Consider the following 19900-nt stretch of genomic DNA (forward strand, 5'->3'; position numbering starts at 1 on the left):
CCGGCGGGGTTCGGCTCCGATTAGGATCCCGGCGTGACCATCGACAGGCTCGACACCGGGGTGCCGCACCCGGCCCGGCGGTACAACTACTGGCTGGGCGGCAAGGACAACTTCGCGGCCGACCGGGAGTCGGGTGACCTGCTCGCCCGGTCGTACCCCGCGGCGCGGATCGCGGCCCGGGCCAACCGCGCCTTCCTGCGGCGTGCGGTGGGTTTCCTGGCCGGCGAGGCGGGCATCCGGCAGTTCCTGGACATCGGCACCGGCCTGCCCACCGCGGACAACACCCACGAGGTGGCGCAGCGGATCGCGCCGGAGAGCCGGATCGTCTACGTCGACAACGACCCGATGGTGATGGCGCACGCCCGCGCGCTGCTGACCAGCACCCCGCAGGGCCGGACCCGGTATCTCGAGGAGGACCTGCGCGAGCCGGAGAGCATCCTGCGCTCCCTGGAGATCCTCGACCTGTCGCAGCCGGTGGCGCTGATCCTGGTCGCGGTGGTGCACTTCCTGCCCGAGCAGGCGCGCGCCCGGGAGATCGTCCGGACGCTGGTCGACGCGCTGCCGTCCGGCAGTTACCTGACCATGTCGATGGCGACCACCGACTTTCTGACCCCGGAGCTCACGGCGAACTGGGACGAGTCGCTGCGGACCGGGCGCTCCGACGTGTACCCGCGCACCCGCGCCGAGTTCGACGAGTTCTTCGCCGGTCTGGAGCTGGTCGACCCGGGCGTGGTGGCGGTCAGCGAGTGGCGGCCCGACCCGGCCGCCGAGGAGCGTCCCACGCCGGTGGAGGCCTCGCTGTTCGGGGCGGTGGCCCGCAAGGCGTGACCCGGGCCGCGTCGCGGCGGTCGTCGACGGCCTCGTGCGTGGCCGGCTTGCGGAGCGGCCGCGCCGCTTCGGCGTACCCGCCGCGGACTGTGGAACGCGCTCGGCGGCAACCCGCCGGAGCCGCGCGGCCAGGGACGCCCACCTCGCGGTGAGCGCCCCTGCCGGTGGCGGCCGCGGCTACCTGCAGGCGATGTCGCTCCGGGTCACTTTGCCGCTGCTGTCGGTTCCAGCCCTCGCCGAGGCACTTCGGTTCGCTGCCCTCGGCGACGCCCTGATACCTGCCGCAGACCACCACGCCGGAGCTGGTGCTGACGGTGACCCGGGTGATGGTGGCGGTGTCGCCTTCGTTGCTGTTGATGCCGGCGACCATGTCGATGTCGTTCAGGACTGGTCGTGGCATCGGTGCCTCGCCTTCATCGCGGGGAACGGTCGCACTTCGGAAGAGGGGCGCGACGCGCGGGCGGGGCGCACGGACACGCGCCGGCAAGGGTGGCGGCGTTGCCCCGCCGCCCTCGTCGCGATACGTTCTTCGCATCGATGCGGAACGATATGCTCGGCCGACGGCGAGGGGGTTGGCATGGCCACGGCACTGAATCGCCGCAGCGTACTGGCCGCCGGGGCGGGCGCCGTGGCCGGCCTGACGCTGCCCGGTCCGCCCGCGCGGGCCACCGGATCCGGCGGCGCCGGCGTACGGTTCGAGCTGAACGCGCGGACGCTCGACGGCGGCGAGCAGGTCACCTCGATCACCCTGCGGACCGCCGGGCTCGGGCCGATCGCGCCGGAAAGCCTCACCACCGGCACGTTCACCGTGCACGCCCGGGCGACGAGCCCGATCCCGCTCGCTCCGGGCGACCAGCCCTCCGCCGAGTACGACCTGGACCGCCCGGTCACCGCCGCCCGCCTGGACCGGCACGGCGACATCGTGCTCGACCTGAGCCACGCCGAGGGCCAGACCGGCGGGAACACCCTCGGGTATCTCGCCAGCCGCGGGCGCAACGTCCGGCTCGACCTCGCCTACACGGTCACGCAGCGCCACCCGCTGGTGCGGCGCCACGGCGGCCCGGTCACCATCTCCCGGTTCGTCCCGGGCCGGCTCGTCGATCCCGAGGTGGACGCCTTCACCCACCACGTCTCCCGATCCGGCATGAAGTACCGGTTGTACTCCCCCGGCCGCCGGACCGGCCGCCATCGGTACCCACTGATCGTCTGGCTGCACGGCGGCGGCGAGGGCGCCTCGCTGCCGGACGGCTACTACGACAACGAGACCACCCTGCGCGCCAACCGCGGGGCGCTGGGCTTCGCCACCCCGCGGGCCCAGCGGATCTTCGGCGGGGCGTACGTCGTCGCGCCGCAGAGCAGCTCGTACTGGATGGCCGACGGCGACCGCTTCGCCCCGCTGATCCGCGAGATCGTCGGTGACCTGGTCCGGCGGGAACGCGTCGACCCGGCCCGGATTCACGTCGCCGGGTGCAGCAACGGCGGCTACCTGAGCCTGAAGATGACGGCGGTCTACCCCGCCCTGTTCGCCGCCTCGGTGCCGATCTGCGGCGTCGTCGCCGGACTCCGGGCGGGTGAGCCGCCGCTGATCCCGGACGCCGAGCTGGCCCGGATCAGCACTCCCACCTGGCTGGTCGCCTCCCGCGACGACGACACCGTGCCGCCCGGGCCGAACACGGTCCACGCGCACGACGTCATCCCGCGGTCCCGGCTGACCCTCTACGACCACGTCGTGTGGGACGGCCACCGGTTCCCCGGCCACTGGTCGTGGATCTACGCGGCCCGCAACGACCCGAACATCGACGGCACGCACCTCTGGCAGTGGATGGCCCGGCAGCACCGCTGACCCGGCGACGGGCGCCCCGCGCCGGGCGGCCGGAGCCATCCCGAACCGCCGCCCGCCGAGGCGGCCGGGATCCCGGTCCGGGCCGTGTCCGGCGATCGGCTGCACCGGAGCGACCACCCGGCTCCGACCCCCCGGCCTAATATGGAGCTGTCCCGGCTGCTGCCCGGCACGGCGCGGACCATGCGGCGGATGGCGAGGGTGACCGGACGCAGCGACGACAGGATGATCCTGCGCGGCGTGAACGTGTTCCCCACCCAGATCGAGGAGCTGGTGCTGCGGGTGCCCGGGCTCGCCCCGCACTACCAGTGCGTGCTGGAGCGAACCGGGCGGCTGGACGAGATGACCGTGCGTGTCGAGGCCCGCGCCGGCGCGGACCCGGCGCTGCTGGCGGCCACCCTGGCGGCGCTGGTCAAGCAGAACGTCGGGGTGGCGGTCCGGGTGGAGGTGGCGCCGCCGGACGCCCTGGAGCGCTCGATCGGCAAGGCTCGCCGCGTCATCGACCGCCGGCCCGGGCGCTGATCAGGAGGCCACCGCCCCGGGCGCTGATCAGGAAGCCGCAGCCCCGGGCGCTGATCAGGAGGCCACCGCCGAGGACGCCTGGGCGTCGATGAAGCGGTGCAGCTTGCCCCATTCCACCTCGAGGAGCGCGCCGTACGCCCGGGCGTCGTCGATCAGGTCGCGGGCCCGGTCGTAGTCGCCGGCCAGGAAGGCGGCGCCGGCCGCGGCGTTGGCCTGCCGGCCCGCGGCCAGCAGCTGCTCGGCGGTACGACCGGGCGCCTGCGGCAGGCCGTGCTCCGCGACGTGCCGCCGCAGCCAGGCGCGCTCCTGTTCGCCGGCCCCGGCGATCTCGAAGACGTAGGACAGGCAGTCGCCCGCCACGTCGCGGTAGGCCGGCGCCCACCGCTCCAGGGTCAGCAGCAGCTCGCGACGCCGGACCCTGGTCCGTCGCTGCTGCAGGTCGTCGCTCTCGGCCACCGCGGTCACTGGGCCTCCCCCGGCCAGAAGATCAGCAAAGCGCCGCGATCATTCCCCCGGCTCGATGCGGCAAACCCGGTGATCGACACGAGCCGGTAACGATCGGTGGCGCGGCGCTCCGGGCCCGCGATCCCGTGGCGCCGGGCTGACGACCCGCGCGGCGGCCCCCCGCACGATCCGGGCCGTGCTCCCGATCCGGGTCACGTTCACCATCCGGGTCACGTTCACGATCCGGGCCGTGCTCCCGATCCAGGTCACGTTCACCATCCGGGTCACGTTCACCATCCGGGTCACGTTCACCATCCGGGCCGTGCTCCCGGCCCGGGGCCGGTGATCGATACAGTCACCGCGTGAGCAGACGGCGGCCCGGCCAGTTGGAGGCGGAGATCATGACGGTGCTGGGCGAGGCCGGCCGGCCACTGACTCCCGGCGAGGTCCGTGATCGGCTGGACCCGTCCGGTGAGCTGTCGTACAGCACCGTGGTCACCACCCTCACCCGGCTGCACGAGAAGGGCTCGGCGTCCCGGCACCGGGCGGGCCGGGCTTTCCGGTACGGAGCCCCGGACGGCCCGGCCGGCCTGATCGCCGACCGGATGACCCGCCTGCTCGCCGTCGAGGCCGATCGCGCCTCGGTGCTGCGCCGCTTCGTCGGCAACCTGGACGCCGACGACGAGCGCCTGCTGCGGGACCTGCTCAGCGAGTGATCGCGGGCGGCTGGGAGACCACCGAGACGGAGGAGAACCAGGCGTTGATCCGCACCCGCACCTCCGGGGTGCCGGGCAGCCGTGGCACCGGGGCGAGTTTCATCTCGTGCGAGCTGAACGCGTTCGTCCCGGTCAGATCGACCTCGACACCCTCCGGGACGATCACGGTCAGCTCGCCGAACCAGCAGCTGCCGCTGATCTCGATGACGTGCTCGCCGGTCAGCACGGCGCGCAGGTCCAGCTCGGTGGAGCCGAAGACGGTGTGCGCCCGGACGGTGCGGTCGCGCAGGCGCCAGCGACCGCGCCGGCGGGTCTGGCTGAACACCGTGATCACCTTGTCGACCGTGGTGGCCGAGCCGACGATCGGCTGGGCGGCCAGGCCGTGGGTGGCGGCGGCCAGCTCGACGTCGTTCTCGGCGGCCCACACCGCCCCCACCCGGGCGCTGAACTCCTCCAGGGTCAGCCGGCCCTCGCCGCAGGCTCGCTGCAGCAGCTCGGCCACGCGTTCACGGTCGCCGTCGGAGATCGGCGCCGGCACAGGAAGTCCCACGGCACAGACCCTAGCCATCCGCCGCAACCGCCCCGGCGAGCGGGCGGGGCGGTTGCGGGACCGGCACGGTCGGCGGCCCCGAACCGGGGAACCGGACGTGCGGGCACGCATCGGAGCAACCCTCGCCGCCCTCGCCGCTGTGGTCAGCATCGCAGGTGGCCTGGCCGGTCCCCGTTACGCGGCGTCCCGGACGAGCTGACAAACTTGCAGGATCATGACGCTGACCGATCGCCTTCCCGGCACCGCCGAACCCGACGCCGTCTTCGATGCCTTCCAGACCTGGGTGGCGGAACAGGGGCTGACCCTCTATCCGCATCAGGAGGAGGCCCTCATCGAGATCGCGACCGGCTCCAACGTCATCCTGAACACCCCGACCGGCTCGGGCAAGAGCCTGGTCGCCGCGGGCGCGCACTTCGCCGCGCTGGCCGACGGCCGCACCACCTTCTACACCGCGCCGATCAAGGCGCTGGTCAGCGAGAAGTTCTTCGCGCTCTGCGAGATCTTCGGCGCGCACCACGTCGGCATGCTGACCGGTGACGCCAGCGTCAACGCGGACGCGCCGATCATCTGCTGCACCGCCGAGGTGCTGGCCAACCTGGCGCTGCGCGAGGGCGCCGACGCGGACGTCGGCCAGGTGGTGATGGACGAGTTCCACTTCTACTCCGAGCCGGACCGCGGCTGGGCGTGGCAGATCCCGCTGATCGAGCTGCCGCAGGCGCAGTTCCTGCTGATGTCGGCCACGCTGGGCGACACCACCCGGTTCGTCGACGACCTGACCCGGCGTACCGGGCGGGCCACCTCGGTGGTCAGCAACGCCGAGCGGCCCGTCCCGCTGATCTTCGAGTACGCGATGACACCGCTGCACGAGACGATCGAGGAGCTGCTCGCCACCAAGCAGGCGCCGGTCTACATCGTGCACTTCACCCAGGCCGCCGCTCTGGAACGCGCCCAGTCGCTGATGAGCATCAACATGAGCACCCGGGCGGAGAAGGACGCCATCGCCGCGGCGATCGGCGGGTTCCGGTTCACCGCCGGTTTCGGGCGTACGCTGTCGCGCCTGGTCCGGCACGGCATCGGCGTGCACCACGCGGGGATGCTGCCGAAGTACCGCCGCCTGGTGGAGACGCTGGCCCAGGCCGGGCTGCTCAAGGTGATCTGCGGGACCGACACGCTCGGCGTGGGCATCAACGTACCGATCCGCACCGTGCTGTTCACCGGCCTGTCGAAGTACGACGGGGTGAAGACCCGGCTGCTCAAGGCCCGTGAGTTCCACCAGATCGCCGGGCGGGCCGGCCGGGCCGGGTACGACACCATCGGCACCGTGATCGTGCAGGCCCCGGAACACGTGATCGACAACGAGCGGGCCCTGGCCAAGGCCGGTGACGATCCGAAGAAGCGGCGCAAGGTCGTACGCAAGAAGCCCCCGGAGGGGCAGATCGGCTGGGGCCGGCCGACCTTCGACCGGCTCGTCGACGCCGAGCCGGAGCCGCTGACCTCGTCGTTCCAGGTCTCGCACGCCATGCTGCTGAACGTGATCGCCCGCGGCGGCGACCCGTTCCAGGCGATGCGGCACCTGCTCACCGACAACCACGAGGACCCGGCCGCGCAGCGCCGGCACATCCGCCGGGCCATCGCGATCGCCCGCGCGCTGATCGCCGGCGGCGTCATCGAGCGCACCGAGCAGGGCGTCTACAAGCTGGTCGACGACCTGCAGCTGGACTTCGCGCTGAACCAGGCGCTGTCGCCGTTCGCGCTGGCCTGCCTGGAGCTGCTGGACTCCGGGTCGCCGGAGTACCCGCTCGACGTCGTCTCGGTGATCGAGTCGACGCTGGAGGACCCGCGCCAGGTGGTCTCGGCGCAGCGGCAGAAGGCGCGCGGCGAGGCGGTCAACGCGATGAAGGCCGAGGGCATCGAGTACGAGCAGCGGATGGAGCTGCTGGAGGAGGTGACCTGGCCGCAGCCGCTGCGCGAGCTGCTGGAGGCGGCGTACGAGACGTACCGGCGCGGGCACCCGTGGGTCGGCGACTACGAGATCAAGCCGAAGTCCGTGGTCCGCGACATGTACGAGCGGGCGATGACCTTCACCGAGTACGTCTCGTTCTACGGCCTGTCCCGCTCCGAGGGCCTGGTCCTGCGCTACCTCGCCGACGCCTACCGCGCGCTGCGCCAGACGGTGCCCGAGGACGCGCGCACCGAGGAGCTGGGCGACCTGATCGAGTGGCTCGGCGAGCTGGTCCGGCAGGTGGACTCCAGCCTGCTCGACGAGTGGGAGCGGCTGCGCAACCCGGGCGCGGTGGTCGAGGAGGTCCGCATCGACGACAAGCCGCCCGCGGTCACCCGCAACGTCCGGGCGTTCAAGGTGCTGGTCCGCAACGCCATGTTCCGCCGCGTCGAGCTGGCCGCGCTGGGCCGCTACGACGAGCTCGGCGAGCTGGACGGCGAGACGTCCGGCTGGACCGCCGAGCGTTGGCGCAAGGCGATCGACGACTACTTCGACGAGTACGACGAGCTGGGCACCGGCCCGTCGGCGCGCGGTCCGGCGCTGCTGCAGATCGAGACCGGCCCGGCGGTGTGGACGATCCGGCAGGTCTTCGAGGACCCGGCCGGTGACCACGACTGGGGCATCGACGCCACCGTCGACCTGGCCGAGTCCGACGAGATCGGCGGCGCCGCCATCACCATCCTGGCGGTCGGCCCGCACTAGCGACCACCGGTACCGGCATGTACCACCGGGGGCGCGTGCCGGGCCTACCGTCGCGGCATGACGCCTCGACCCACCGCCGACCCCGGCATCGGGGGCCGGATCCGGGACCGCCGCCTGCGCCGCGGGTGGAGCATCCGGTTCGCCGCCAGCCGCGCCGGGGTCTCGCACGCCACCTGGAGCCGCATCGAGCGCGGCCTGCAAGCGGCCGACAACCGGTTCATGCTGGCCGACCTGGCATGCGCCCTGGAGTGTTCCCCGGCCGAGCTGGCCGGCGCCGAGGTGCCGGCCGGCGACCGGGACGCGGTCGCCGCGCACGCCGCCGTGCACGGCATCCGCCGGGCCCTGGTCGATCTGGACCTGCCGGCCCCGGCGCCGCCGCGGTGATCGGCTCGTTGCAGCTGCTCTGCGCGTACGCCAGCCGGGGCCGCCGGCGCCTGGACGCCAGCCGCGCCTGGGCCGCCGAGGCGGGCGCGCTGGCCCGGCGTACCGGGGAGACCACCGCGCTGGGGCTGTTCTTCGGGCCGACGAACGTGGACATCTGGCGGATCGGCATCGAGGCCGACGGCGGCCCTGCCGCTCGGGTTCCGTCAGGTCTTCTACTACGCCGACACCGCGCGGGCGCTGGCCCGTCTGCGCGGCCGGGATCGCGAGGCGGTGCGGTTCCTGCTCACCGCCGAGCGCGTCGCCCCGCAGCACGTGCACACGTCGCCGCTGGTCCGCGAGAGCGCGCGGGGGTTGCTGGAGCGCTCCCGGCGCGCGGCTGGCGGCAGCGAGCTGCGCGGGCTGTGCGAACGCCTGCGGATCGGCTGAGGGGCGCGGCATGATGGTGGACCGCACCCGAGCGTCCCGTCGGCCAGGAACCGGACATGACCCAGCCCGAGACCGCAACACCCGCTCGCCCCGGTGACTTCCTGAGCATCCCGGTCGCGATGCACCGCAGGGAGGATCCCGCTCCGGCCCCCTGGCCCGGCCGGGACGAGCTGGAGACGCCCGGTTCCGTGGCCGCGCCGGTCGGCGGCGTCCCGCGGGTGGCGACGTGCTGGCGCACGCTGCTGCACGCGGCCGTCACCACCGGCGGACCCCTGCCGGTCCCCGCGGTGTTCCACAGTTCCTTCGCCGTCTCGGAGCTGATGGCCCGCCTGCACACGGTGACCAGCACGCTGGGGCGGTCGCTGGACCCGGACGGGGCGCCGGTGCTGCGCCCCAGCTGCTGGGTGGCCACCGCGGCCGATCCGACGGAGGTCCGGGCAGCCGGTTACCGGCTGGGCATGACCCTGGCCAACTGGCTCTGGCACTACCAGCTCGGCGGTGCCCAGACCCGGCACGTGGACCTGCTGTTCGGCACCGATCATCCGGTCCGCGGCAGGCCGAACCAGAAGAGCGCCGACCTGTTCAGCCGGCGGTGGGGCGCGTCGCACCACCCGTGGCTGATCGAGGCCAAGGCCAGCGTGCTCGGTTTCGCGATCAAGCCGGGCACCCGCCGCCGCGCCTGGGCTCAGCTGACGGCGGCGGCGGAGCGCGGCTATCCGACGCCGCACGGCCTGGCGCTGATCTCGACGGCCGCGTCCCCCCTGCTGCATCTGGTGCTGGAGTACGCGACGCCGCCCGGGCACGTGCCGCTGGCGGAGCCGTCCGCGTGGCCGCTCAGCGGCTGGCAACCGGCGCCGAGCGCGCGCGACCTCGTGGTGGACATGCTGCTGCGCCGCCTGCTGCTGGAATCGGCGCTGGCCGGGCCCGGCGCGGCTGCCCGGCCGGTCCCCGGCGCGCCGGGGACGCGCCTGCTGGAGATGCCCCTGCTGCAGCTCGCGGTCGGGCTGAGCGACATCCCGGTCGGCGCGGACATCAGCCTGCGTGCCGTCCACGCGGAGGTCGCCGAAGGGCTGGCGCTGGCCACCGATCTGCCGCCGTTCTCGGCGGAGGGCCGGTCGTGGTTCGTCGAGCGGGTGCACGATCTGGTGGACCGCCGGCTCCGGGACACCGGACCCGGGATCCTCGTGCTCGACGCGTTCACCACACCCGTGGTCCAGACGTCCGAGATCGACGAGGGTCCGTACCGGTTCCGGATCGAGGACCCGGCGGGGGTGGTGCTGCTGGCCGGGCCGGCCTGGTCGACGCTGCCCGACGAGGAGCGGCCCGGCTGAGCGCGGTGGTCAGGGGCGTTCGGAGCGGGTCCGGCTCGCCCGGACGTGCAGCCCGGCGGCCAGCAGGGTGTTGCGGGACTCGGCCAGACCGGCGGTGAAGTCGCTGCTGTCCTGGGTGTAGTAGCGCCGGAAGAACCAGGACGGCACGCGCGGCGCCCGACGCCGGGAGAGGAACAGCTGGTCCTGCACCTGCCGGGCCATCTGGCACAGCTCCCGGTGCACCTCCGGGTCGAGGTTGCCCTTGGCCAGTTGCAGGCACCGGGCGCGGGAGTGGGCGCGGACCCGGATCCGCTCGGCGGCCACGTTGCGCTGTTCCCGGAAGGTGTCCCAGCCGAGCAGGAACATGCCCAGCGAGGGCACGCACCACTGGACGAACAGGTCGGTGATCGTCGAGTTGCGGATCATGCCGGTGAACAGGCCGAGCGCCGCCCAGCCGAGCATCGCCAGCATGACGGCCTGGGCGTACCGGTGGCGGACCCGGCCACCCCAGGCCAGATTCTGCTGCTGGCGGACCAGCACGTCGAACGGCCGGGGCAGGTTCGGCATGTCGTAGAAGTCCGGCGGCGGGTCCCCGCGGTACCGGCTGCTGATGTGCCGGACGTCCTCCGGCGACACCTCCTCGCCGGCCAGGACGCAGTTCCACGGCAGGTGGAAGAAACGTACCTCGAAGGCCTCCTGCAGCAGCGCGGCCCGGCGCAGCTCGCGGTCCGCCCAGGAGGCCAGCCCGAGCGAGTAGGCGAGCGCCCACAGCACGCCGACGACGGCGATGGTGACGCTCAGCGGCTTGGTGGCGAGCGCACCCCCGGAGACCGTGAGCAGGCCGGCCACGGCGAGCACGGCCGAGATGATCACCCGGAGGGCGACGAGGCGGCGGACCCGCACGTGCGAGACGGCGGTCGCGCGGAGGAAGTGACTGAGGGTGGGATCGATGGGTCGCTGGCGCACCGACGGTTTACGGTCGGACATGGCTGTCACCGCCACGAATGGGGGATACCCACCATTGTCCCCAAACGCCCGGACAATCGTCTATACCTGCACGTCACGGCTTAGGTATCACTGTTACAGAATGCGATGATGCGTACAGCACACAGGGTAGTGCTTCAGCTACCCTTGGTCATCGGAGTCGTCGATGGCGGTGATCGGTCCGAGGGTCAGCCGGACTCCGGCCCGGGCCGCCCGGCCGATCAGCTCCGCCCCCAGCGCCTCGTCCCGCCCGGCCGGGCAGTGCCACCATCCGACGATCTCCCGCTCGCCGGGGAACAGCCCGGCACACGTGGTCCAGCCGCCGGCGAACGGGAACGACCGCAACGCCCCGGCCACCCGGTCGACCGCCCACGAGCCGACCGCCGTCCCGGCCCCGAGCACGACCTGCACCCGGCGCCTGTCCGGCAGATCCGCGTACGAGTCGGCGACCTCCAGGGTGTCGTGCTCGCTCAGCACGGCGGCGGCGATCCGGTGCATGCCGTCGAGAATCTCCCGCCGCGCCGGCTCCACCACGATCGGCTCGGCGAAACCACCGTGCCGCACCAGCTCGACACGCAGCAGCTCGACGCGCTGGGCGCTGCCGGGGTCGGCGAGCAGGCCGCGGATCGCGCGCTTCCACCCCGGCCCGCCGAACGCGGGCCGGTAGGTGGCGAGGACCTCGGCGGGCGACATCCGGCGTACGGTCACCGGGAAAGGCTGTCATGCCCGGATTGACCTGCCTATTCACCGAAAGGCGAACAGCGGTGCCACCGATAGGGGGACCGGACGCGGCGCGACGGCGGCTGATCGATTCGACTCCGGCACACCGCGCCGGGTCGTACGGTGACCCTGTGGGTGACGAGGCGGCGGAGTACTACGACCGGATGCTGGTGGACGCGGAGTGGAGCGAGGCGTTCTGCCTCACCTTCGTCCGGGGCCTCGACGACGCCGCGCTGATCACCGCGTTCGGCGGCGACCCGGCGGCGCTGATGTCGCAGGCGCAGCTCGCCCAGACACTCGACGGTTTCCGGTACGGCGCGGAGCCCGCCACCCTGGTCGTCGCCGCGCTCGGCGACTGGCGGGTGGGCATCGAGGTCAACGGATGCCAGGGCAACCGCCCGGAGGTGCTGCGCCGGGCGGCCGCGGCCGGCGACGGGGTGGCGGCCAGCGTGTTCCGCGACGTCACCGGGCGCAGCGAGTTCACCTACGTCAGCGGCGACCGGGTCCGGGTGGTGCTCGACCACCTGCGCCCGCAGCGGCGTTCCGGCGAGGACCCCGGCCTCTTCGACGAGCACGTGGCGGACCTGCCGTTCGGCTATGCCGACGACATCATCCCGGAGGCCGCCGGGCTGGCCCTGGTCGAGCGGATCACCGGCGTCCGGCTGCCGGCCGACCTGATGGAGCGGGATCTGCCCGGCGTGCTGCTGACGCTCGTGCCGGACGATCTCGTGCCGGAGGGCGGGCGCGGCCTGGCCGCGCTGGAGCACCCGTTCGTGCGGCGGATGCTGGCCGCCCCGACCATGGAGAACCTGCCGGCGATGGCGGCGTTCCGGGCCCGGCTGATCGCCGAGGACGCCGGGCTGGCCGGCGAGCCGGTGATCCGCGAACTGCTGGCCGCCCTGGACGCCGCCCGGGAGCCCGGCCCACACCTGCGCCCGCGCCTGCGTGAGCTGCACGAGCGGCTCGCCGGGGACCTGCAGGCGATGAACGCGGTGCAGGACATCGCGGCCGCGGCGTTTCCCGGCGACGATCCGGCGGAGCGGTTCGCGACCGCGTACGCCGTGCAGGACAGCGACCGCAGCCTGCAGGCGGTCGTGCTGCGGCGATGCGCGTTGCGCGCGATCGGCGAGGTCCGCCGGCCGGCGCCCGCGCCGGTCCCGCCGCCGGCCGCGACGGCCGTCCCGGCGCCGGAAGCCCACCTGCGCTACCCGGTGCTGGCCCGCCAGTTCGCCGGCTGGACGCCGGAGAAGCAGCGGGCCGTGAGCCGCTGGTTGGCCCGCCGGGCGTTCGAGGTGGCCGGGCTGGACACGCTGGAGTGGGCCCGTCCGGCGCTGGAGGCGCTCGATCGCGGCGACCCGCTGCCGTTCCCGGACCGGCGCGCGGTGTTCCGGCTGATCTCCGCGGCCGCCCTGGTGACCGCGGCCACCGGCCTGCCGCTGGACCAGATCGGCGACCGGCTGTCCGAACGGCAGCGCGCCGAACTGCGCGAGCGCATCGATCGGGCGCCGATGGCGGTGATCACCATCTTCAACACCACCGACCCGGATCCGGCCCGGGCCCTGGCCGACACGTTCACCACCGCCCTGGCCACCTTCGACAGTCTCGCCGAGGACCTGGTGAATGAGCTGCGCGCCCGCTTCGGCTGAGCCGACCGTCCACCCGCGCACCGCCATCGAAGATCACCACATCGGCCGGGTCCGCTGAGGACCGTCCGGCGGGTACTACGATGCGTGCGGATGTTCGGCTGACCTACAGGAGGCGTCGGTGGCTGACCGGCGGCACGCACTGGACCGGATCGACACCACGGTGGCGCACCCCGCCCGGCGCTACAACTATCTGCTCGGCGGGAAGGACAACTTCGCCGCCGACCGGGCGTCGGCCGAGGCGATCGAGCGGGCCATGCCGACCATCCGGCTGGCCGCGAGGGAGAACCGCGAGTTCCTGCAACGCGCGGTGACGTTTCTGGCGCGGCAGGGCATCCGGCAGTTCCTGGACATCGGCACCGGCATCCCGTCGGCCGACAACACCCACGAGGTGGCCCAGCGGATCGACCCGGCCGCCCGGATCGTGTACGTCGACAACGACCCGATCGTGCTGGCCCACGCCCGGGCGCTGCTGACCAGCACCCCGCAGGGGACGACCGCCTACATCGACGCGGACCTGCGCGAGCCGCGCGGCATCCTGGACGACGCCGAGGTGCGCGCGACCCTCGACTTCACCCGGCCGATCGCGGTGATGCTGGTGGCGGTGCTGCACTTCGTCCGCGACGACGAGGACCCGCAGGGCGTGGTCGACACGATCGTCGACGCGTTGCCGCCGGGCAGCTACGTGGTCGCCTCGCACTCGACCTGGGAGTACCTCTCGGCCGAGGCGATCGAGAAGCTGGAGGCGGCCAACGGCGACGGGCGGTTCCGGGCGCGTACCGGCGAGCAGCTCGGGCATCTGTTCCGCCGGCTGGAGCTGCTGGAGCCGGGCGTGCAGTCGGTGGCCCGGTGGTGGCCGGAGGAGGCCTCCCAGCCCCGGCCGGCGATCGAGGACGTGGCGTTCAACGCGATCGTCGGCCGGGTGCGGTGACGCCCGCGGCCGGCGACGCGCGAACGGCGCGGTGACCGGCCCGGACCACGGCCGCGGCGTCCAGAACGCTCAGGACCGCCCCCGCGCGGTCGATCACCGGCATGGTGCCCCGTGGAGCCGGTGAGAGGAGGACGATGGTCAACCGGTCGGCGATAGCCCGCCATGCGCGCGGCGCCGGGTTGGTCGCCGGACTCCTGGTGCTGGTGCTCAGCGTGTTCACCAGTGTGCTGGCGGCCCGGGACAAACAGGTCTCGGCACAGGACCACGCCCTCGGCCTCGCCCTGGAACAGCAGGTCGCGGCGGTGAAGAACTACTTCGCCCAGTCCCGCGCCATCGCCGAGGTACTCGCCGACAGCCCGGTCTTCATCGACTTCTTCCAGGCGCCGGGCACCACCGCGGAGAAGATCGCCGCCGGGGGTCCGCTGCTGGAGCGGGTCAATGACGCCCTGGCGTACCTGGAGCAGCTGTATCCGGACCGGATCGGCGAGGTGTGCTTCGTCGACCGCGACGGCGTGCAGATCGCCCGGATCGACGACGGCCTGCCGGTCCCGCCGGCACAGCTGCGCGACACCGAGTACCGCAGCTCCTACTTCGCCCCGACGCTGGCGCTCGGCCCGGAGCGCGTCTACCAGACCCGGGCGTACGAGTCGCCGGACACCCACACCGCGGTCATCGCCAACTCGATCGTCGTGTCGGCGGCCGGGCACACCGGCATCGTGCACTTCGAGACCGCGCTGGACAGCTTCCGGATCGAGGCGACCGGCGGCCGGGCGGCGTCGATCATCGACACCGGCACGGGCCGGGTGCTGGTCGACTCCCGGACGGCGACGAGCACCGACGGCAACGACGACCGCAGCTTCATCCCGCTGACGGTGGGCGGCGCGCTGAGCGGGGTGGCGACGCTCGGCGATCGGCGGGTGGCGTTCCAGCGCCTGCCGGAGGCCACCAACAACGCCAACGACTGGTACGTCGCGGTGTCCGCCCCCGCCTACGGCCTCGGCTGGACCGGGGGGCTGAGCGTCGGCTCGCTGGCGCTGCTGGCCGCCGCCCTGCTGACCATCCTGGTGTCCGGGTTGAGCTGGCGCGGGCACATGCGCTCGGTGCGCCGGGCGGCGACCCACGACGCGCTCACCGGCCTGCCGAACCGGGCACTGTTCACCGAGCGTACCGGGGCCGCCCTGCGCGGCGGCCGGCCCGCCGCCGCGCTGATCGTCAACCTGCAGGGGTTCCGGAACGTCAACGACGTGCTCGGGCACCGCCACGGCGACCTGCTGCTGATCCAGGTCGCGCAGCGGCTGTCGCAGGTCGCGCCGGCCGGCGCCACGGTCGCCCGGATCGGCGCCGACGACTTCGCCGTGCTGCTGCCCGGCGAGAACGAGGACAGCGCCCGCGCCGTGGCCGACCGGCTGCTGGCCGCACTGCACCACACCTTCCTGATCGACGACTTCCAGCTGGACGTGGAGGCCAACGCCGGCCTGGCGGCCGCTCCCGGCCACGGCGCCGACGCCGAGACCCTGCTGCGGCACGCCGACGCCGCCCTGCACCTGGCCCGGGAGCAGGCCAGCACGGTGCAGCAGTACGACCCGGCGCACGACACCAACGCCGCCCACCGGCTGGAGCTGCTCGGCGAGCTGCGGCGCGCGATCGGCGCCGACGATCAGCTGACCCTGCACTACCAGCCGAAGATCGACCTGGCCGGCGGCCGGGTGACCGGGGTCGAGGCGCTGATCCGCTGGCAGCATCCGCGGCTGGGCCGGGTGGCGCCGGACGCGTTCATCCCGATGGCCGAGTCGACCAGCCTGATCCGCCCGCTGACCGCGCACGTGCTGGACCTCGCGGTACGTCAGGCCAAGGCGTGGGCGGACCAGGGCACCCCGATCCCGGTCGCGGTCAACCTGTCCACCCGGTGCCTGCTCGACGCGGGCTTCGCCGACCAGGTGTTCGACCTGCTGCACCGGGTCGGCCTGCCGGTCTCGCTGCTCAAGCTGGAGATCACCGAGAGCATGGTGATGACCGACCCGGACCGGGCCCTGGCCGTGCTGCGCACCCTGCGGTCGGCCGGCGTCAGCCTGTCCATCGACGACTTCGGCACCGGGCACTCGTCGATGACGTACCTGCAGCGTTTCCCGGTCGACGAATTGAAGATCGACAAGTCGTTCGTGCAGGCGATGGCGAACAGCCACGGCGACGCGGTGCTGGTACGTACCGCGATCACGCTCGGGCACAACCTGGGCCTGTCGGTGGTCGCCGAGGGCGTCGAGGACGACGCCGCGGTCGCCGCGCTGCGGGCCCTCGGCTGCGACGTGGCGCAGGGCTACCACTACGCGCGGCCGATGCCGGCCGAGGAGTTCGACCGGTGGCTGATCGACTACTCCAGCCGGTCGTACACGGCCCGGCACGCGGCGGCCACGCCGGTCGGCCGGGCGGCCACGCCGGTCGGCGCGACGGCCACGCCGATCGGTCCAGCGGCCACGGCGGTCGGCGCGACGGCCACGCCGATCGGTCCAGCGGCCACGGCCGTCGGCGCGACGGCCACGCCGGTCGGTCCGGCGGCCACGGCCGTCGGCGCGACAGCCACGCCGGTCGGCGCCTGACACCGGGCGGCGGCGCGCCGGTACCGTCGCGGGGTCAGACGACCTGGCCGGTGACGTCGCCGTACGCGCTGCGCACCCAGTCCTTCCCGGCCAGCTTGAGGTGCAGCTCCCGCAGGCGGGTGGCGCGCCGGGTCGCCTCCACCGGACGTACGTGCCCGGCGATGGCCCGCAGCGCGGTCACGTCGTCGAGGTCCTCCGGCAGCGGGCAGCGCCCGGCCTGCCGCGCCCGGCGCAGACCGGCCTGCGCCGGCACCACGGCCAGCGGCTCGGCGCGCAGCTCCCGGCGCAGGTAGTCGGCGTCGGTCTCGTCGACGACCTTGTTGCCGACCGTGACCAGCAGGTCCGCGACCCCGGCCGCGGTGGCCAGTTCGCGGTAACGGCGGGCCACGGTGACCGACTCCGGGGTGGGCTCGACCACCACGACGATCGCGTCGAACTGGGCGTGCAGCGAGTTGGCGAACGCGTCGGTGCCGGCCACCATGTCGCAGACCACCCAGTCGCCGGGCGCCGGGCGCAGATGTGACAGCAGGTTCTCCAGGATGGCCAGGTGGCCGTGGTAGCAGCCGCCGCCGATGTCCTCCGGCTCGTAGGTGCCGACGTGCATCACGTGGGTACGCTCGTCGAGCGCCACCCCGTGGCCGGCCAGCACCGGGTCGGCGGCGTCCAGGGTGACCAGCCGGGAACCGGGCCCGGGCGGGGTGGTGGCGACGAACCGCTCGACCCCGCCGACCAGCGTGTTCGCGCCCAGCAGGTGGCGGCGCACGGCGGCCGCGTTGTCCGGGTGCGACAGCGCCGCACGCCGGTCGGCGGTCACTCCGAGCAGCGGTGCGAGGTGCACGTTGACGTCGGCGTCGATGGCCAGCACCCGGTGGCCGGTGGTCCGCAGGTATCCGACGAACAGCGCGGCCAGGGTGCTCTTGCCACTGCCGCCCTTGCCGGTGAAAGCGATTTTCATTACCGAGAAGCTAGTGACGCGGGCGGACACCGGCAAGCGGAACACGCCTTTTCGTAACGAAAACCGTTCCCAAGAGGGTCAGTGGACCGCCAGGTAGATGTCGGCGCCACCGGCGTGGTGCACCTCCAGATCGGTGGTGAACGCCCGGGCCGGCTCGGCGCCGGCGTCGGTGTGCCGCCAGATGTCCTGCCAGGCGGTGATCAGAGCCCGCGGCATCGGGCCACGCACGGTCCGCAGCAGGCAGCGCGCGGCCGGCACCCGCACCACGGTCAGCCCGCCGGCGCCGCCCGGGTCGCCGACCGCGACACCGACGACCTGTGTGTACGCGCCGCGGTGATCCGACTCGTAGTCGGTGAGCACCGCGTACATCCGGTCGTCGAGGCGGCCCGTGACCCGGGTGAAGGCGTCCGGGTCGAGGGCCCGCCGCCACAGGCCGGGCAGTCCGGCGGTCGCCGGATCGGCCTCGGCGGCGTTGGTGGTGGTGCGCAGGGCATATCCGGCGACGAGCACCTCGGCCCGGTCGACAGGTGTCACGATCTCTCCTTGACGCGATGGACGTGCGCGGTCAGCCACTGCTCGGCGGCGGCGCGGCCGCCCGGCACGGGCAGGTCGGCGAGGCTGACGGCGTCGAGCACTTCGAGGTACGCCATCTCGGCGCGGCGCATGACCGTCGCGACGGCACAGGGCGTCCGGCACTGCTCGGGGGTGGCGGCGCACGGGCCGCGCCCGCGAATCTCGGTGCAGACGAACAGCGCCTCGGCCAGCCCGGTGGCGCGCACCACCCGGCCGACCGTGAGCTCGCCCGGCGCCGCGGCGAGCCGGTAGCCACCGTGCCGGCCGGACGCCGAGACGACCACCCCGGCGACGGCGAGGTCCTGCATTACCTTGGCCAGATAGGCCGGGGGCAGGTCGAACAGCTCGGCCAGCCGCTGCGCCGGCAGCTGCTCGTCGGGCCGCAGCAGGGCCAGGACCAGACAGGCGTGCACCGCCCACTCCACGCCCTGCGGCAACCGGCCCGATCTCATACCCGGATACTAACCATCCGGGTTTTCGGTCGGCGCATCGCGTGACTTGCCGCCGCCGAGCCGTAATGATCTGCGGGTGACCACCGGATCGCCGAAGGGACCAGCCGTCGCATGAGTGTCGTAGTCACCCGGGTCACCGGGCATCTCGCCCGGATCACCCTGAACCGGCCGCAGGCCATCAACGCGCTCACCGCCGAGATGGTCGCGATCATGCGGCGGGCGCTCGCCGGGTGGGCGTCCGACGACCGGGTGCGCACCGTGCTGATCACCGGGGCGGGCGAGCGCGGCCTGTGCGCCGGCGGCGACATCCGGGCGATCCACGCGGACGCGGTCTCCGGCGGGACCGCGGCACTGGACTTCTTCGCCGACGAGTACCGGTTGAACGCGACTATCGCGGCGTACCCGAAACCGGTCGTCGCTTTCATGGACGGCCTGGTGATGGGCGGCGGGATCGGCGTCTCCGCGCACGCCTCGATCCGCGTGGTGACCGAACGCTCCCGGCTGGCGATGCCCGAGGTCGGCATCGGCATGCACCCGGACGTCGGCGGCTCCTGGCTGCTCGCGCACGCGCCCGGCGAGCTGGGCACGCACCTCGCGCTGACCGGCACGCCGGTCGGCGCCGCCGACGCCATCGCCGCCGGCCTCGCCGACCACCACGTCGCGTCCGCGGACCTGCCGCGGCTGGCCGCCGCGCTGAGTGAGCGGGACGCCGCCGAGGCGGTCGCCGCGTTCGCCGGCGCCGCCACGCCGGGCGAGTTCGCCACCGCCCGCGCCTGGATCGACGACTGCTACCGCGGCGACTCGGTACGCGACATCGTGGCTCGCCTGGCCGGGCACCCGGAGCCGGGCGCGCAGGCGGCCGCCAAGGAGATCGCCACCCGCTCGCCCACCGCGCTGACCGTCACCCTGCGCTCGCTGCGCAGCGCCGCGACCCTGCCGGACCTGGGCGCCGCACTGGACCAGGAGTACCGGCTGTCGGCCGCGATGCTGCGGCTGCCCGACCTCGCCGAGGGCATCCGCGCCCAGATCATCGACAAGGACCGGCGGCCCCGCTGGCGGCCGGCGACGCTCGCCGCGGTGCCCGGCGAGCTCGTCGACGCCTGCTTCGCCCCGCTCGCCGACGCCCCCGACCTGCGCGGGTAGGTTGTCCCGCCACGGGTGACCGACTTCGCTGCCCGGCCGATACCGGCGTGGACGGCGGCCGGTCACCGACGCCCACCGGCGGAGCCGGATCCGCGGCCGGTCCGGTCACCATCCGCGGCGGCGGAGCGTCGCGGTGGCCATGCTGGACCTGACGTGAGGCAGGCGGATCGGCCCGGGCAGT

Annotated in this window: 18 protein-coding genes and 1 pseudogene; 12 read left to right on the forward strand and 7 right to left on the reverse strand. The window is 73.5% G+C overall.

The window, feature by feature from the left end; genetic code table 11:
* The first annotated feature begins 33 nt into the window (after nt 1-33).
* The 3 genes from ACTEI_RS19895 (at nt 34) to ACTEI_RS19910 (ending at nt 3190) form a co-directional block, all read left to right on the forward strand.
* Nucleotides 34-828 carry an SAM-dependent methyltransferase gene (locus tag ACTEI_RS19895; RefSeq protein ID WP_122979026.1) on the forward strand — a complete coding sequence of 265 codons (795 nt, stop codon included), beginning with the start codon at nt 34-36 and terminating at the stop codon, nt 826-828.
* A 577-nt stretch (nt 829-1405) separates the two neighbouring features.
* A complete protein-coding gene (locus ACTEI_RS19905; RefSeq protein WP_122979027.1) occupies nt 1406-2671 on the forward strand; it encodes a PHB depolymerase family esterase in 1266 nt (421 codons plus the stop codon).
* A 189-nt stretch (nt 2672-2860) separates the two neighbouring features.
* Nucleotides 2861-3190 (forward strand): phenylacetate--CoA ligase family protein, encoded by a 330-nt coding sequence (locus ACTEI_RS19910; RefSeq protein ID WP_239082401.1) that lies wholly within the window; start codon nt 2861-2863, stop codon nt 3188-3190.
* 54 nt (nt 3191-3244) lie between these two features.
* Here ACTEI_RS19910 and ACTEI_RS19915 read toward each other — a convergent pair whose 3' ends face one another.
* Nucleotides 3245-3655, reverse strand: a complete 411-nt coding sequence (locus tag ACTEI_RS19915; protein WP_122979029.1) for a hypothetical protein — start codon at nt 3653-3655, stop codon at nt 3245-3247.
* Between the two features lie 175 nt (nt 3656-3830).
* On the opposite strand from ACTEI_RS19915, the gene ACTEI_RS37170 reads away from it, so the two are divergent.
* The gene (locus tag ACTEI_RS37170) at nt 3831-3980 is read left to right on the forward strand and encodes a hypothetical protein (protein ID WP_164466028.1); all 150 of its coding nucleotides are present in this window, start codon (nt 3831-3833) and stop codon (nt 3978-3980) included.
* Nucleotides 3981-3996: 16 nt separating this feature from the next.
* A complete protein-coding gene (locus ACTEI_RS19920; protein ID WP_239082400.1) occupies nt 3997-4350 on the forward strand; it encodes a BlaI/MecI/CopY family transcriptional regulator in 354 nt (117 codons plus the stop codon).
* Here ACTEI_RS19920 and ACTEI_RS19925 read toward each other — a convergent pair.
* On the reverse strand, nt 4340-4900 hold the full coding sequence (locus ACTEI_RS19925; RefSeq protein WP_239082399.1) for a DUF1707 SHOCT-like domain-containing protein: 561 nt from the start codon (nt 4898-4900) through the stop codon (nt 4340-4342). The two genes, ACTEI_RS19920 and ACTEI_RS19925, sit on opposite strands and share 11 nt — an antisense overlap.
* A 214-nt stretch (nt 4901-5114) precedes the next feature.
* Here ACTEI_RS19925 and ACTEI_RS19930 point away from each other — a divergent pair, with 214 nt between their 5' ends.
* The 3 genes and pseudogenes from ACTEI_RS19930 (at nt 5115) to ACTEI_RS19940 (ending at nt 9745) form a co-directional block, all read left to right on the forward strand.
* Nucleotides 5115-7604 (forward strand): DEAD/DEAH box helicase, encoded by a 2490-nt coding sequence (locus ACTEI_RS19930; RefSeq protein ID WP_122979031.1) that lies wholly within the window; start codon nt 5115-5117, stop codon nt 7602-7604.
* A 57-nt stretch (nt 7605-7661) separates the two neighbouring features.
* Nucleotides 7662-8414: pseudogene (locus ACTEI_RS19935) on the forward strand (helix-turn-helix domain-containing protein).
* Between the two features lie 56 nt (nt 8415-8470).
* Nucleotides 8471-9745 (forward strand): hypothetical protein, encoded by a 1275-nt coding sequence (locus ACTEI_RS19940; RefSeq protein ID WP_122979032.1) that lies wholly within the window; start codon nt 8471-8473, stop codon nt 9743-9745.
* 9 nt (nt 9746-9754) lie between these two features.
* Here ACTEI_RS19940 and ACTEI_RS19945 read toward each other — a convergent pair whose 3' ends face one another.
* Entirely contained in the window at nt 9755-10711 is a 957-nt protein-coding gene (locus tag ACTEI_RS19945) for an S-4TM family putative pore-forming effector (RefSeq protein WP_122979033.1), read from the reverse strand.
* Nucleotides 10712-10849: 138 nt separating this feature from the next.
* Nucleotides 10850-11416, reverse strand: coding sequence for a hypothetical protein (locus ACTEI_RS19950; protein ID WP_145831011.1), 567 nt, complete (start codon nt 11414-11416; stop codon nt 10850-10852).
* A gap of 143 nt (nt 11417-11559) precedes the next feature.
* Here ACTEI_RS19950 and ACTEI_RS19955 point away from each other — a divergent pair, with 143 nt between their 5' ends.
* The 3 genes from ACTEI_RS19955 to ACTEI_RS19965 all read left to right on the forward strand — a co-directional run bounded on the left by ACTEI_RS19955 (nt 11560) and on the right by ACTEI_RS19965 (nt 16596).
* Nucleotides 11560-13074, forward strand: coding sequence for a DUF6461 domain-containing protein (locus tag ACTEI_RS19955; protein WP_122979035.1), 1515 nt, complete (start codon nt 11560-11562; stop codon nt 13072-13074).
* A 118-nt stretch (nt 13075-13192) separates the two neighbouring features.
* A complete protein-coding gene (locus ACTEI_RS19960) occupies nt 13193-14002 on the forward strand; it encodes an SAM-dependent methyltransferase (RefSeq protein WP_122979036.1) in 810 nt (269 codons plus the stop codon).
* 134 nt (nt 14003-14136) lie between these two features.
* Complete coding sequence (locus ACTEI_RS19965; RefSeq protein ID WP_187645951.1) at nt 14137-16596, forward strand: putative bifunctional diguanylate cyclase/phosphodiesterase; 2460 nt, start codon at nt 14137-14139, stop codon at nt 16594-16596.
* Between the two features lie 34 nt (nt 16597-16630).
* Here ACTEI_RS19965 and ACTEI_RS19970 read toward each other — a convergent pair whose 3' ends face one another.
* The 3 genes from ACTEI_RS19970 to ACTEI_RS19980 all read right to left on the reverse strand — a co-directional run bounded on the left by ACTEI_RS19970 (nt 16631) and on the right by ACTEI_RS19980 (nt 18576).
* The gene (locus ACTEI_RS19970; protein ID WP_122979037.1) at nt 16631-17551 is read right to left on the reverse strand and encodes an ATP-binding protein; all 921 of its coding nucleotides are present in this window, start codon (nt 17549-17551) and stop codon (nt 16631-16633) included.
* Nucleotides 17552-17629: 78 nt separating this feature from the next.
* Complete coding sequence (locus tag ACTEI_RS19975) at nt 17630-18085, reverse strand: GyrI-like domain-containing protein (protein ID WP_122979038.1); 456 nt, start codon at nt 18083-18085, stop codon at nt 17630-17632.
* On the reverse strand, nt 18082-18576 hold the full coding sequence (locus ACTEI_RS19980) for an RrF2 family transcriptional regulator (protein ID WP_122979039.1): 495 nt from the start codon (nt 18574-18576) through the stop codon (nt 18082-18084). The genes ACTEI_RS19975 and ACTEI_RS19980 overlap by 4 nt, the downstream gene beginning before the upstream one ends.
* 111 nt (nt 18577-18687) lie before the next feature.
* Here ACTEI_RS19980 and ACTEI_RS19985 point away from each other — a divergent pair, with 111 nt between their 5' ends.
* Nucleotides 18688-19719 carry an enoyl-CoA hydratase/isomerase family protein gene (locus ACTEI_RS19985; protein WP_122979040.1) on the forward strand — a complete coding sequence of 344 codons (1032 nt, stop codon included), beginning with the start codon at nt 18688-18690 and terminating at the stop codon, nt 19717-19719.
* Nucleotides 19720-19900: the final 181 nt, after the last annotated feature.

Origin of the sequence: Actinoplanes teichomyceticus ATCC 31121 (genome assembly GCF_003711105.1) — a bacterium.
Lineage (GTDB): Bacteria > Actinomycetota > Actinomycetes > Mycobacteriales > Micromonosporaceae > Actinoplanes > Actinoplanes teichomyceticus.